Source organism: Fortiea sp. LEGE XX443 (genome assembly GCF_015206815.1).
GTDB lineage: Bacteria > Cyanobacteriota > Cyanobacteriia > Cyanobacteriales > Nostocaceae > Nostoc_B.
This window is the reverse complement of record NZ_JADEXZ010000055.1, coordinates 26,404-41,013: the sequence shown is the minus strand read 5'-3', so window position 1 is coordinate 41,013 and position 14,610 is coordinate 26,404. Positions and strand designations below refer to the sequence as shown.

Annotated in this window: 13 protein-coding genes and 1 pseudogene; 8 read left to right on the top strand and 6 right to left on the bottom strand. The window is 42.9% G+C overall.

Going from position 1 to position 14,610, the window contains the following annotated elements; genetic code table 11:
- Positions 1-178 precede the first annotated feature (178 nt).
- The 3 genes and pseudogenes from IQ259_RS19090 to IQ259_RS27250 all read right to left on the bottom strand — a co-directional run.
- The gene (locus IQ259_RS19090; protein ID WP_193887574.1) at positions 179-583 is read right to left on the bottom strand and encodes a PIN domain-containing protein; all 405 of its coding nucleotides are present in this window, start codon (positions 581-583) and stop codon (positions 179-181) included.
- Positions 573-833, bottom strand: a complete 261-nt coding sequence (locus tag IQ259_RS19085) for a hypothetical protein (protein ID WP_193887573.1) — start codon at positions 831-833, stop codon at positions 573-575. Before IQ259_RS19085 ends, IQ259_RS19090 begins: the two co-directional genes overlap by 11 nt.
- Positions 834-936: 103 nt before the next feature.
- Positions 937-1,023 (bottom strand): annotated as a pseudogene (locus IQ259_RS27250) (peptide deformylase); the annotation flags it as partial.
- Between the two features lie 26 nt (positions 1,024-1,049).
- Between IQ259_RS27250 and IQ259_RS19080 the strand changes: the two are divergent.
- The 5 genes from IQ259_RS19080 to IQ259_RS19060 all read left to right on the top strand — a co-directional run bounded on the left by IQ259_RS19080 (position 1,050) and on the right by IQ259_RS19060 (position 5,701).
- Positions 1,050-1,382, top strand: coding sequence for an HNH endonuclease (locus tag IQ259_RS19080; RefSeq protein ID WP_193887578.1), 333 nt, complete (start codon positions 1,050-1,052; stop codon positions 1,380-1,382).
- A gap of 92 nt (positions 1,383-1,474) precedes the next feature.
- Positions 1,475-2,986, top strand: coding sequence for an AAA family ATPase (locus tag IQ259_RS19075; RefSeq protein WP_193887572.1), 1,512 nt, complete (start codon positions 1,475-1,477; stop codon positions 2,984-2,986).
- A 243-nt stretch (positions 2,987-3,229) separates the two neighbouring features.
- Complete coding sequence (locus IQ259_RS19070; protein ID WP_193887571.1) at positions 3,230-3,700, top strand: SH3 domain-containing protein; 471 nt, start codon at positions 3,230-3,232, stop codon at positions 3,698-3,700.
- Positions 3,701-3,935: 235 nt separating this feature from the next.
- The gene (locus IQ259_RS19065; RefSeq protein WP_193887570.1) at positions 3,936-5,450 is read left to right on the top strand and encodes a peptidoglycan-binding protein; all 1,515 of its coding nucleotides are present in this window, start codon (positions 3,936-3,938) and stop codon (positions 5,448-5,450) included.
- Positions 5,451-5,500: 50 nt separating this feature from the next.
- On the top strand, positions 5,501-5,701 hold the full coding sequence (locus IQ259_RS19060; protein ID WP_193887569.1) for a hypothetical protein: 201 nt from the start codon (positions 5,501-5,503) through the stop codon (positions 5,699-5,701).
- Positions 5,702-5,731: 30 nt separating this feature from the next.
- Here IQ259_RS19060 and IQ259_RS19055 read toward each other — a convergent pair whose 3' ends face one another.
- From IQ259_RS19055 to IQ259_RS19045, 3 genes are all read right to left on the bottom strand, one after another.
- A complete protein-coding gene (locus tag IQ259_RS19055) occupies positions 5,732-7,504 on the bottom strand; it encodes a ribonuclease J (RefSeq protein ID WP_193887568.1) in 1,773 nt (590 codons plus the stop codon).
- A gap of 269 nt (positions 7,505-7,773) precedes the next feature.
- Positions 7,774-8,658, bottom strand: coding sequence for a 4-hydroxy-tetrahydrodipicolinate synthase (gene dapA, locus IQ259_RS19050; protein WP_193887567.1), 885 nt, complete (start codon positions 8,656-8,658; stop codon positions 7,774-7,776).
- Positions 8,659-8,799: 141 nt separating this feature from the next.
- Positions 8,800-9,843: an aspartate-semialdehyde dehydrogenase gene (locus IQ259_RS19045; protein WP_193887566.1), complete on the bottom strand. Its 1,044-nt coding sequence runs from the start codon at positions 9,841-9,843 to the stop codon at positions 8,800-8,802.
- 791 nt (positions 9,844-10,634) lie between these two features.
- Between IQ259_RS19045 and tig the strand changes: the two genes are divergently transcribed.
- The 3 genes from tig to clpX all read left to right on the top strand — a co-directional run bounded on the left by tig (position 10,635) and on the right by clpX (position 14,524).
- A complete protein-coding gene (gene tig / locus IQ259_RS19040) occupies positions 10,635-12,071 on the top strand; it encodes a trigger factor (RefSeq protein WP_193887565.1) in 1,437 nt (478 codons plus the stop codon).
- A gap of 403 nt (positions 12,072-12,474) precedes the next feature.
- On the top strand, positions 12,475-13,173 hold the full coding sequence (clpP, locus tag IQ259_RS19035) for an ATP-dependent Clp endopeptidase proteolytic subunit ClpP (protein ID WP_193887564.1): 699 nt from the start codon (positions 12,475-12,477) through the stop codon (positions 13,171-13,173).
- 10 nt (positions 13,174-13,183) lie between these two features.
- Positions 13,184-14,524, top strand: coding sequence for an ATP-dependent protease ATP-binding subunit ClpX (clpX, locus tag IQ259_RS19030; RefSeq protein WP_193887563.1), 1,341 nt, complete (start codon positions 13,184-13,186; stop codon positions 14,522-14,524).
- Positions 14,525-14,610 lie beyond the last annotated feature (86 nt).

The window sequence follows — 14,610 nt, the reverse complement described above, 5'->3', positions numbered from 1 at the left end:
GGGGGCAGGGAGCAGGGGGAAAGAATTAAAAACCATTAATTTGTATCAAGATTTTCGTGAATTGGTATGAGCTCATGCCGAAGTCTACGCGAAGCGTCTCCTTCAGGAGAGGGAGGAGCAACGAAATGAGGGTTTTGCTCTCCTCTCCAATGCCGGCTACTGTGGGCGATCGCATGATTTATAAGGAAATAATCTGGATTTCTGTGACTCGGTGCATTGGTTTGGTTGGCTTTTCAGTGGTGATCAGTTGATCAGCTTTAATTTGTAGAGCAGCTGCCACATGAATTGCGTCCATCGCAGCTAAACCGTAAGTACAGGCAATTTGGTGAGCATTTTGGATAACTTTCTCAAAGTCAGTTGCCCAGTGGATGACAGCACTAAAAAAGGTTTCGTAAAATTCTGTTTCGTCTTGTTGCTTGTTATAGCTGGCTTTAGGCAAGACTTCTAACTGAACGAAGCGACTTGAAGCGAACTCCCGCTGATCATCGTTAAGAATTTGATTTGCTCTGATACTAACTGAATGAATGCCCTGAAAAGCGGTGATGAGTACACCAGAGTCTATGTATGTCTTCTTAAGACTCACAAAGTCCACCTCGACGTGCAGCCAGTTCAAGTGCAATTTCGTCTTCGTTGAGCAGTTGTAATCCAGACGCGATCGCTCGTTGTCGAATTTCCCACAATTTTTTGGCTAAGGGCGTTTGTGGCACAAAATCAGATTCGGGGGATCTTGTTTCTGACTCAGATTTAAGTAGTTCAACAAACTCTAAAACTTTTTGTTGCTTTTCTGGTGTGAGTTCTCGCCAGTGTTCAAGTAGTTCTTCTTCTTTACCCATAAACACCTCACTCTTGAATGATGCTTATATTTTAGTGGCATCAATCCTTATTGCTTGGGTTTCATTACCTCAAACCAACCTACGATATCGGTGATCGCTCTAGTTGACGTAGTGCGCGATCGCCCAGATAGTGCAGTTTCAAAGGCGGATTTTTTAACTTTTTTTTCTCAACAGCAATTTCAGAGTTTATATTCAACAGCAGAGTTTCTAACGGCGATGACGTTTGAATTTGAGCATATTCGCCCCCTTTCGCTTGGTGGGGAGACGGTATTTGAGAATCTTTGTTTTGCCTGTCCGTCTTGTAATCGCTATAAGGGCGATCGCCAGTCTGCTATCGATCTGCAAAGTGGCGAAACGGTTGCGTTATTTCATCCCCAAGAGCAAGTTTGGCAGGAACATTTTGCTTGGAGTGAGAATGGGACGGAAATGAAGGGACTGACAGCATTTGGTCGAGCTACAATCGCAGCATTACAGATGAATCGAAAAGCCTTGGTTCGAGCAAGGGCAATGTGGGTTAAATTGGGTGAACACCCGCCAGAGTTGGATTGACTGGGCGATCGCACTGGCGTTAATTAAGTATGAATTTACCTAAAGAAAGTTGTACATTGCCATCAAGAGCAACTCACAACTAACAGCTAGATATGAACTTCCGTGAAGAGTTTAAATTACTGCTCCGCGCCCGTTACCCTTTAATCTACATCCCCACCTATGAAGAAGAACGGGTAGAAGCAGCCATCCGGGAAGAAGCCACTAACCAAGGTAATCGCCCCGTGTATACTTGGGATTTTGTCGATGGTTATCAAGGAAATCCTAATGATGCGGGATTTGGGCGACGCAATCCTTTGCAAGCTTTGGAATTTCTCGAAAAATTACCAGCTTCAGCGCCAGCCGTAATAATTCTACGAGACTATCACAGATTTTTAGACGATGTGGCGATCGCTCGTAAACTCCGCAATTTTGCCCGACTGTTGAAGTCGCAACCAAAAAATATTGTGTTGTTGTCGCCGCGTATCGCCATTCCTGACGATTTAACCGAAGTTTTAACAGTTGTTGAATTCCCTTTACCCGCTGCGCCAGAAATTAAAACAGAGATAGAACGCTTACTCCAAACTACTGGTAATTCGCTGTCTGGCAAAGTTCTAGATGACTTGGTACGCTCCTGTCAAGGACTTTCTATGGAGAGAATTCGGCGAGTTTTGTCAAGAGCGATCGCAACTCACGGCGAGTTGCAACCAGAAGATGTAGATTTAGTTTTGGAAGAAAAGCGCCAAACTATCCGCCAAACCCAAATTCTCGATTTCTACCCCGCCACCGAGCAAATTTCTGATATTGGTGGATTAGATAACCTCAAGGACTGGCTATTGCGACGTGGTGGTTCATTTACTGAAAGGGCGCGTCAGTATGGTTTACCTCATCCCCGTGGTTTATTGTTGGTGGGAATTCAAGGAACTGGGAAATCTTTAACAGCCAAAGCGATCGCTCATCATTGGCATTTACCTCTGTTACGTTTAGATGTTGGGCGCTTATTCGGTGGTTTGGTGGGTGAATCAGAATCTCGCACTCGCCAAATGATTCAAGTAGCCGAAGCCCTCGCCCCCTGTGTATTGTGGATTGATGAAATAGACAAAGCTTTTTCAGGATTAGGTAGTAAAGGTGATGCAGGAACAACTAGCCGTGTGTTCGGTACATTTATTACTTGGTTAGCCGAAAAAACCTCACCTGTGTTTGTTGTCGCCACCGCCAACGACATCCAAGCCTTACCGCCAGAAATGCTGCGAAAAGGGCGATTTGATGAAATTTTCTTTGTTGGTTTACCTAGCCAAGAAGAGAGAAAAGCCATTTTTAACGTTCATTTATCCCGATTGCGCCCCCATAACTTGAAAAGCTATGACATTGATAGGTTAGCTTACGAAACACCCGATTTTTCTGGGGCGGAGATTGAGCAAACTCTCATTGAAGCCATGCACATTGGATTTAGCCAAAACCGTGATTTCAATACCGATGATATTTTAGAAGCCGCCAGTCAAATTATTCCTTTGGCGCGAACCGCTGTAGAGCAGATTCAAAAACTACAAGAATGGGCTGCGGCTGGGAGAGCGCGTCTAGCCTCAAAACACAGCCCTTTGAGTGATGCTTTCGGCAAGCTACGCTAAGTGATTATGAAGTGTGTACTGCTAAAGCAGAACCCGCAGGGTAGGCTAAAGTATGAAGTATAAATGATCAAGTTTTATCCTAGCTTGTGAGTGATGCCCGTGAGCTTAGTCGCTAACAGCAGTTGCTACCTGTAAGGTAGATTTACATACTTCACACTTCATAATTCATACTTCATACTTCAGTTGACTATTGACCATTGACCGTTGACCATTGACTATTGACTACTGACTGTTAATTTAACTATGCTTTCTGGTTTACTAAAGTTAATACTAGGTTTTGTTTTAGCGATCGCTGTTTTATTAGGTACAGGTCTGACAGTGGCGCTTTATTTCGTTAATCGAACAGCCATACCACCTGCTCGACCTATTTTTGCCAACGATAACCCCTCGTTGAAAAAACAATCCACTAAAGAACCCAAAGTCGAGTCTGTACCTACACCCACAACTGAATCTGCACCAGAAACTTCTCCAACTCCCTCAAAAGCTCCCGAAAAATTGCCACCTAGAGCTTATCAAGGACGTGTTACTTGGTCTCAAGGTTTGAGTTTACGCGCACAACCAAATCAAGAAGCTGAAAAGGTGGGTGGAGTTGCTTTCAATCAAAAAATTACCGTTTTGGAAGAAAGCCCAGATAAAACTTGGGTAAAGATTCGCATCGAAGGTAGCGAACAAGAAGGTTGGGTAAAAATCGGTAATATTGAACGTACCAACTGAAGTATGAAATTACCTGTGCTGGAGAAATTTATTCTTCATCCTTTAATTGTCATATTTCTTTAGTAGAAAGCACAATTAGCACTCAGTAAAGTTGGTATAATAGTATATCTATATTCAACCACTAGCACTCTGGCAAGTCAACTTTGCTCAGGTAATAAACTTTTAAATTTCTCTTTTTTTACTTAAACTTCTTGACTCAGGGAATTGTCATCAGCCAAAAACTCGGTAAACAATCATGGAAGCCATTGGTTATCTTCATGTCGCCTCAGCCTACGAGATATCAGAAAACATCGAGGTCGTTCCGATAAAATTTGAGTTCAAATTTTTGCAGTGGCCTAAGCTGTCTAGTCTGGCTGCAATGCGTCTTTTATCTGTAGCACTGACTATGGGACTTTTGAACGTAGCTGACCAAACTTTAGCACTCCAGCAAGTAGGCAATCGTGGTACAGAAGTAACAAATATTCAGAAGTGCTTAAAAAATTTAGGCTATTTTAATGGCCCAGTGACTGGTAGATTTGCGAGTTTAACTCAGACAGCAGTCATGAATTTCCAAAAAGCTAGAGGACTAGTTGTTGATGGAATGGTGGGTGCTAATACTCAAAAAGCTTTGCAACAATCATGCCAAAATGGAAACTCTAGTAAGAGTACTAATAACCAATTGCGCGTAGGTAGTAGGGGTCAAGCGGTTTCTCAATTACAGCAAAATTTACGCCAGTTAGGTTATTTTAACCGTTCTAGTACTGGCTATTTTGGGTCACAAACTCGGCAGTCGGTCATCCGATTTCAACAAGCTGCTGGAATTCCTGCTAACGGAGTTTTTGATAGTAGAACAGCACAAGCACTACAAAGTAACTTGGGTGTAGGTGGTGAATATCCTACCCTGTCTGAAGGCAGCAATGGCGCATCTGTAACCAAACTGCAACAACGTTTACGGGATTTAGGCTACTTTAAGATGAATCCCACAGGGAATTTCAGAAGCATTACCAAAAATTCTGTAATTGCATTTCAGCGAAAAGCTGGCATACCGGCGACTGGAGTTGCTAATACACAAACTTGGGATGCACTATATAATTCTGATCAGGTTCTTGATAGAACCAACGCCTCGACTCAGCAAGTCAGAGATGTGCAACAACTACTGCGAGATTTAGGATACTACAATGGCACTCCTACTGGTACTGTCGGTACTCTAACGCGAGATGCGATCGCCCAATTTCAGCGAGATAATGGACTCACCGTCGATGGAATTGTTGATGCTCAACTTGTGAGTGCAGTACGTAAAGTTTGGGTAGCCAGATATTCAAATCAACCAACCAGAGTAGTTCTCTCGATGGGTAGCAAAGGAGAGAACGTCAAAACAGTTCAACAGCGTTTGTCGCAATTAGGCTATTTTAACCGCTCTTTGGATGGTAATTTTGGTGAATACACCAAGAACGCTGTGCTGGAATTTCAAAAAGATTATCGCCTAAATCCTACTGGTAAAGTAGATGGACAAACTTGGCAAGTATTAGGATTCGATGGTTCTATGCCAATGAATTCTGTTGTGAGTAATCGCTATTATGTAGCAGCAGTACCGATGCAAAATAGTGACACCCTCGACAAAGTGCGTCGCTTTGTTCCAAACGCTTTCCCTGATGTCTCTATGTCAGGAAATTATGTGAATGCTGGGGCATTTAGCGATCGCTCTGTTGCCGAAAGCTTAACAAAAATGTTACGCTCCAACGGTTTAAATGCAAGAGTGCAATTTCTCTAGTATTCAGATAGTCTAGATACTAAACTGCTATATCAAGCACAGTAAAGAAGATGCCAGACTCAGTATTTACCATCTTTATTGTCTTTGGCTTTATCTGGGTCGTGATGGGAGCTATTGCTGTCACTGCACTATTCAAATCAGATGGTCAAAAAATTCGCTTTGACAAATGGGGACTGCTAGTAGCTGTACCCATTATTGTCCCAATTGTGATTGTCTTGTTATATCAGGTAATTAGACCATTGATTTTGTAGAGACGTTGCACTGCAACGTCTCTCAATTATTTACGATGCCACTTGAGCAGCTGTCCGAGTCCGCCGTCTTCTACCATCGGAAACTTTCACAGGTGGTTCATCAGGGATTTGCATTAACAGCGTCACGGATGGTTGACATTGCAATTCCCGCCGAATCGAACGCGCCAATTCTCGCTCTAAAGTTCCTTGCAGTCCACCCCAATCGACTTCTGGTTGTTCGTTTTCTAAAGAAGTCACAAATTCTGACCAACGCACGTTGAGAATTTCTTCAATGCGCTGTTGTACCCACTTTTGCAACAGCGATCGCTCTACACTGGTGACAACACCCCGCAGGTGAATTTCTGGCTTGGCCATGAGTTTACCAGTCCAATCAATAGCTGCGGCAATAGTAACAATCCCTTCTTCGGCCATGCGTTGCCGTTCTTGCAAGACTTTAGCACTTACCATACCAGAACTGGAAGTATCCACCAGTTCAATACCAGATGGTACTTTACCCGATGCACGGATGGAATTTTCTGTCAATTCTACGATATCCCCATTCTTGATAATCACCATATGTTCGGCGGGGATACCCATATTTTGGGCGGTTTCCGAGTGCTTCACCAACATTCGATGTTCCCCGTGAACTGGCAAGAAGAACTTAGGACGAGTTAGAGCAATCATGAGCTTTTGGTCTTCCTGACAGCCGTGTCCGGAAACGTGAATACCTTTATCCCGTCCATAGACGACTTTTGCCCCCTGAAGCATCAATTTATCGATGGTGTTGACAACTGCAATTGTGTTTCCAGGAATGGGGTTAGCGGAGAATACAACAGTATCTCCTTGACGGATTTTGATGTGGGGATGTTCTTGGTTAGCAATGCGGGTCATTGCTGCCATCGTCTCACCTTGGGAACCTGTGGTGAGAATCAACACGTTTTCGCCTGGAAGATTGCGAACCATATGTAGTGGTTGCAGTAAATTATCTTCACATTTGATATAACCCAAATTACGGGCATGGGCAATCAAATTTAGCATGGAACGTCCAACAACTGTCACCACACGGTTGTGTTTCTGTGCCAGCTGCAAAATCATGTTGATGCGATGGACAGAAGAAGCGAAGGTGGTGACAAACAATCGCCCTGTGGCTTGACTAAATACCCGATCTAAATTGGGGTAAACTGAACGTTCTGAAGGTGTAAAGCCAGGTACTTCTGAGTTAGTGGAATCACTCAGGAGGCAAAGTACACCTTTTTCACCGTGTTGCGCCAAGCGTTGCAGGTCAAAATTTTCGCCATCTACTGGGGTGTGGTCAAATTTAAAATCCCCTGTATGAATTACGACACCCAGGGGAGTATGAATGGCGACTGTGAAGCTATCAGCAATCGAGTGGGTGTTACGGATGTATTCGACAAAAAAATGTTCGCCAATTCTCACGACATCCCGTGGAAGAACTGAGCGCAACTCTGTGCGATCGCGTACTCCTGCTTCTTCTAATTTACCCTCTAGCATGGCCATTGCCAGTCTTGGCCCATGAATTACAGGAATATCAAATTGCTTGAGGTGAAAAGCAATCCCACCGATATGGTCTTCATGACCGTGGGTAACGATCATACCTTTAATTTTGTGGCGATTTTCCCGCAGGTAAGTTGTATCCGGGAGAACAATATTTACCCCGTGCATAGCTTCTGAGGGAAAAGCTAATCCCGCATCTAGCAGAAGAATTTCATCATCATATTCAAAAATGCAGGTATTTTTGCCAATTTCATGTAAACCGCCCAAAGGAATAATTTTTAGGGCGGAGTCAGCTTCGTTTTTAGCCATTTTCTCCTTACTTAAATTGTTGTTTAGTGTGAATAAATTGAAGGTTAGCAAGCTTGTATTAAAGACAACACTGGCTCTCTCTCGGAAAGCAGTCAAATTTCACTTAGATTTTTAACTGTTTGTTCAATAAAATCGACTTTACACTGAAGGATTCATCGTAAATATTTTTCAGCCGTGGTAGTACAGTTTTGACGAGTTCATCCGCTAAATCTGTCTATCAATCATTTGTATATGTATACATTTTCGGCAGCTTACTAAACCTTTACTGCCTAAATTAAACTAAGTTTCTGAAGTGCTGCCTCTAATTTTTGGCTAACTTCTGAGTCAGCTTCAGATAGCGGCAGACGTGTTGAACCAACCTCCCATCCTTGAAGTTTGAGTGCTTTTTTAACGGGAATGGGATTTGTCGTGATAAATAAAGCTTTAAACAACGGGTAAAGTTGAAGATGAATGTCTCTGGCTTCTACAATTTTTCCCGCACTAAAAGCTTGAATCATCTGCTGTAGTTGGTTTCCTACCAGATGAGAAGCTACACTGACAACACCTGTTGCCCCCAGTGCTAACAAGGGCAAGGTTAAAGAATCATCTCCAGCGTAAATCTGAAATTCTGGTGATGTCAAGCGACGGATTTCACTGGCTTGATCTAAATTACCACTAGCTTCTTTGATTCCCACGATATTATCAATTTCTGCTAGTTTGGCAACTGTTTCTGAACTGATATTTTGGCCAGTACGACCAGGAACATTGTATACCAACAAAGGTAAGTTTGGACAAGCTTGGGCAATTGCCTGAAAGTGTTGAAAAAGCCCTGACTGTGGCGGTTTATTGTAGTAAGGTACAACTTGTAATGTACCATGTACTCCTATTTTAGCTGCCTTTTGAGTAGCAGCGATCGCTTCTTGGGTGGAATTAGAACCACATCCTGCTATCACTTTGGCTTTGCCGGACACAGCCTGCAATACTTCTAAAAATAGCTGGTATTCCTCCTCCCAAGATAAGGTGGGTGATTCTCCTGTTGTACCGCATACCACCAATGTATCCGTTCCGTTGTTAGCTAGATATGCTGCTAGTTCTGCCGCTACACCATAGTTAACACTACCGTCTGCTTTAAACGGCGTGATCATAGCGGTTAAAACTCTGCCAAAATCTCCCACCCTTTTTTTACTCCTGATTGCCTGCTTGGTTTTTTGTGTCTTGGTGGTTTTCTATAATGTAATAGCCTATTCGCCAATTACTTTCAAGAGTGATGTACTGATTTGTCATTTGTCATTGATTTTTGACTATATGACGCAAAACTACTGAGAAACGTATGCTACTGCTGGCTTAAGTAGATTTTTTTCTACTAATAATTCAGCAATTTGAACTGCGTTCAAAGCTGCACCCTTGCGAATTTGATCACCACAAAGCCATAGTTCTAAGCCGCAGGGATGAGAAATATCCTGGCGAATTCTACCCACTAAAACTTCATCTTTGCCAGTGGCTTCTATGGGCATCGGAAAATGATTTGCCTGCCAATCTTCTACCAATTTCACTCCAGGGGAGTTACTTAAAATTTCTCTGGCAGTCTCTGGACTAAATGGGGTTTCAAATTCTAGGTTAATGGCTTCTGAATGGGCGCGAAGTACGGGAACCCGTACACAAGTTGCAGTTATTCTGATTTGCTGTGTGCCGAAAATCTTGCGAGTTTCATTAACCATTTTCATTTCTTCCTCACAGTACCCGAAATCGTTGATGGGGGTGTTATGGGGAAATAAATTGAATGCCAATGGGTAAGGTAATATTTCTGCGATTGGTTCTTGTCCTTGCAGAATGGCACTAGCTTGAGTTTTGACTTCTGCCATTGCTTTAGCACCAGCCCCACTAGCCGATTGGTAAGTGGCGGCAATGATGCGTTGTACTGATTTTACTTGATGTAATGGCCATACTGCCACTGTCATCAAAATTGTCGTGCAGTTGGGATTGGCAATAATGCCTTTGTGACTGGCTGCGGCTTGGGGATTCACCTCTGGTACAACTAAGGGAACTTCCGGGTTCATCCGGAAGGCACTGGAGTTATCAATGACGACTGCACCCTTTTCTACGGCAATGGTCGCCCATTTTTTAGATGTGGAACTGCCAGCACTAGCTAATACTATATCTACATTTTCTAAGGCGCGATCGCTGATTGGTTCTACTAATAAATTCTCCCCTTTAAATGATAGCGATCGCCCTACGCTGCGCTCAGATGCCAGTAATTTTAAATCCGAAATCGGAAAGTTTCGGCTTTCTAGTAATTCCAGCAATTCTGTGCCCACAGCACCAGTAGCGCCTAAAATAGCTACACGATATGTTTTTGACAAATGAACTTCCTCCTTAAAATTTAAGAGGTGATAAGTAATGTTTTGGAATTTGAATTTATTTTAAGTAGCAGTAGCAGATTTTGAATAATTTTTGATTTTATCCCAGCTTTTTAATCACCTTAGGTTGATTTTGAGTTACTTATTTTAATAAAAATTTGACAAATTTACAATATCTTAATACTTAACTAGTAAATTTACCAGTGGTCTTAAAAAAGTACATACAATTTTACAACAAATTACTGTTCAAGAAAAAACTGCCAGCAATATTTTCTCAATCATAGCTATTCTGGGGGATTTTTAAGTTAACAAATATTTTGTCGTAATTGTGGTTTGGAATTAGAACGGCGATCAATGTACTATGATCCGAAATGGAATAAAGCTAATACACTAAACTACCGAGATATGCAGGTAAGCATATAGTAAAACTTCGCCTTCTTAGGCAAACAGAACTAAAAAACAATGGGACAAAAAACTGCTGGTAAAACCCCACAATATCACGTTGTCAGTCCTCTGAGATAAAACTCTACCTCCAGCAGTAGGTGATGGGTGAGAAATGCTCGACAGACTATAATCAGAAATCTTTGACAAAGGCGATGCCTCATATCTTGACTCAGTTTAGAGGGTGTACAGATAAGGTTATGGTGGTAAAGTGTCAAGTCCTTTGCCATTGGCAGTAAACTGGATATCTACTGAAGGAACCTGCCATTCCAATCTTGAGATATCGAGCCACAGAAGCGTTAAGTCGCATATTGTGTGTACTTAGAGTTAAAAATACTAAATAGAGACGCAGCATGAAAGTTACCCAGGAGAAACTTCCCGCCAGCCAAATAGGGCTAGAAATAGAGATTACACCAGAAATCACCAAGCAAACCTACGAACAAGTTATTAAAAACTTATCCAGTACTGTAAATATTCCTGGGTTTCGTAAAGGTAAAGTGCCTCGGCAAATATTGCTTCAGAGCTTGGGGACGGCGCGGATCAAAGCAACAGCACTGGAAGAACTAATTCAAGATGGTATAGAGCAAGCAGTCAAACAAGAAGACATCCAGGCAATTGGCCAGCCGCAATTGCGCTCTTCATTTGAAGACTTGATCAATAATTATGAACCAGGGAAACCCCTGACGTTTTCTATTGCCCTTGATGTCGAACCAGAAATAAATCTCACCCAGTACACTGGTTTGCAAGCCCAAGCAGAGGAAGTCAAGTACGACTCAACACAGGTAGATAGTGTTCTGGAAAAAGAACGCCAAGAAATGGCAACATTGATTCCTGTGGAAGGAAGAGCCGCCCAAATTGGTGATGTCGCCGTCGTTGATTTTAAAGGTGTGATCACCAAAGCCGAAGGCGAAGATGCAGACGCAGAACCAACCCCAATTCCTGGCGGCGAAGCCACTGATTTTCAAGTAGAGTTACAGGAAGATAAATTTATTCCCGGTTTTGTCACTGGCATAGTGGAGATGAATCCTGGTGAAACCAAGGAAATTTCAGCCCAGTTTCCAGATCCTTACGTTAACCAAGAGTTAGCTGGCAAACCCGCAATTTTTACTGTCACTCTCAAAGAACTGAAAGAAAAAGAATTGCCAGAACTAGACGATGACTTTGCTCAGGAAGTCAGCGACTTTGACACCTTAGAAGAACTGCGGAAATCTTTAGAAGATCGGTATCAAAAAGAAGCCGAGGACAAAACTAAAACCAACAAGCAAGAAGCATTATTGGCAGAACTAGTCAAGCATGTAGAAATTGACTTGCCAGGAACTCTAATTGATCAAGAAGTAGACGCAATGCTGACGCAAACAGCCATGCGCCTTTCGCAGCAAGGTTTGGATGTCAGAAAGTTGTTTACTCAAGATATTATTCCGCAATTGCGGGAGCGATCGCGCGGTGAGGCGATTGAACGCCTAAAACGTTCTCTGGCGTTGCGGGAAATTGGCAAACGTGAGTCTATCGCAGTCACACCTGAAGAACTGCAAGCGAGAGTCACAGAACTATTGCAGCAGTACTCAGAGGAAGATATCGACGAAGATAAACTGCGTTCTATGGTGGAAAACGAGATGCTGACCGAAAAAATCATCGATTGGCTCTTAGAAAACTCATCAATTGAACTAGTACCGGAAGGAACTTTCAGCGCCGAAGAAGCAGCATCTGAAGACGCAAGTCCAGAAGCAATTGCACCTGAGACTGAGGAAAACATCAGCGAAGCTGAGGCAGAATCAGAAGCAGGGGAATAAAGCCACAAGCAGGCGGAGGAGCAGGGAGTAAAGGGGAAATTTTACTGTAGTTTCTCTTTACTGCCTCTGCACTGCTTGCTCCACGATAGTCTTCGTCTATCTCTACTTCTAGGCGATCGCAAGGCGAATACTCGTAGAGTAGGTTAGGGTAGTAGCTGCCTGTGCTAAGTATGAAAAATTTTTACTCAGCACTCAGTTGTCAATATTTAATGGAGGCTTAATATTTCAGGAAGCTCAAATAAAATCCAATGTCTATAATTACTTGAGCTTGATACTGTGTCACACGAGAAGAATGTGGATGAGGCATAATGGTTAACACATAGCTCAAATAAAAATCCCATTCGTTAAAAAAGCAGCGATCGCTGCTGTAAACTCTGTCCTACTAATTGTCAGATGTTCTCATATGCTTTTATCGCAGTCGGGAAATTACCCCATCACTAGTTCCAGTCACCTCGCTATTAACTCTCATATGAACGGCCCCAGCAGTATTGTGCCAACCGTGGTAGAACAGTCGGGTATGGGAGAAAGGGCTTTTGATATCTACTCCCGCCTGCTGCGAGAGCGGATTATATTTTTGGGAACTCCCATAGATGACACTGTTGCCAATTCAATTGTGGCTCAGTTACTGTTCTTAGATGCTGAAGACTCAGAAAAGGACATTCAACTTTATATAAATTCTCCTGGTGGCTCCGTCTACGCAGGAATGGCAATTTATGATACAATCCAACAAATCCGTCCCGATGTTGTTACCATATGTTTTGGACTAGCCGCGAGCATGGGGGCATTTTTGTTAGCAGCCGGAGCAGCAGGTAAGCGTATGTCTCTACCTGATTCTCGGATTATGATCCATCAACCACTGGGTGGCGCTCAAGGTCAAGCTATTGATATAGAAATCCAAGCAAGAGAGATTCTTTATATCAAGGGTCAGTTGAATCAATTATTGGCTCATCATACTGGTCAACCCCTAGAAAGAATAGAAACAGATACAGACCGCGACTTTTTTATGTCGGCAGAAGAAGCTAAAAATTACGGTTTGATTGATCAGGTCATCTCCCGACAAAATCTTCCCACAGCTGGGGAAAACGTCACCATTCTGAAATAATGAGGCTGGTATGTCTAAGTACGACTCCCATTTAAAATGTTCGTTTTGTGGCAAGTCTCAAGAGCAGGTGCGTAAGTTGATCGCAGGGCCGGGAGTTTACATCTGCGACGAATGCGTTGACTTGTGTAATGAAATACTAGATGAGGAGTTACTAGACACCAACGGTGTAGCCTCACAACCAGCACCAAAGTCTGAACCACCTCAAAAACGTCGTAATCGTTCGGCTAATCTCTCATTCAATCAGATACCAAAGCCGAGAGAGATTAAAAAGTATCTGGATGAACATGTAATTGGCCAAGACGAAGCCAAAAAAGTTTTATCAGTCGCAGTTTACAATCATTACAAGCGGCTGGCAATCTTGCAGTCTAAAGGTAGTAGCAAAAATGGGGCGGATGATGCAGTAGAACTGCAAAAATCTAACATTTTGCTAATTGGCCCAACTGGTTGCGGCAAAACTCTCTTAGCGCAAACTCTAGCCAAAATTTTGGACGTACCCTTTGCTGTCGCTGATGCTACAACACTAACAGAAGCAGGTTATGTCGGCGAAGATGTCGAAAATATCTTGCTGCGACTGTTGCAAGTGGCAGATTTGGATGTAGAAGAAGCACAACGAGGGATTATCTACATCGACGAGATTGACAAAATTGCCCGCAAGAGCGAAAACCCATCAATTACACGCGATGTTTCCGGTGAAGGCGTACAACAAGCCCTGCTAAAAATGCTAGAAGGCACTATCGCTAACGTACCACCCCAAGGGGGACGGAAGCATCCGTATCAAGACTGCATCCAAATCGATACCAGTAACATTCTATTTATCTGTGGTGGAGCTTTTGTTGGCTTAGAAAAGGTTGTAGAGCAAAGAGCAGGCAAAAAGTCAATAGGCTTTGTGCAACCGGGAGAAGGTCAATCAAAAGAAAAACGAGCCGCCGATGTTCTGCACAACATGGAACCGGATGATTTGGTCAAATTTGGCATGATTCCCGAATTTATCGGGCGGATACCAATGGTAGCTGTAGTAGATCCTCTGGATGAAGAAGCGCTGATGGCAATTCTCACCCAACCACGCAGTGCTTTGGTGAAACAGTACCAAAAACTGCTGAAGATGGATAACGTCCAAATAGATTTTAAACAAGATGCCTTACGAGCGATCGCTCAAGAAGCCTACCGCCGCAAAACGGGTGCAAGAGCATTGCGGGGCATCGTGGAAGAACTAATGTTAGATGTAATGTATGAGTTACCATCTCGTAAAGATGTGACTCGCTGCACAGTAACACGAGAAATGGTGGAAAAACGCTCTACTGCCGAACTTATTGTACATCCATCCTCACTACCCAAACCAGAATCAGCGTAAATTAGTGCTAAGTGGTGAGTGTTGAGTGCTGAGTATTGATTAAAGTTAGGAAAGAGGAGTTTTGAGTGAGGAATTAATTCCTCACT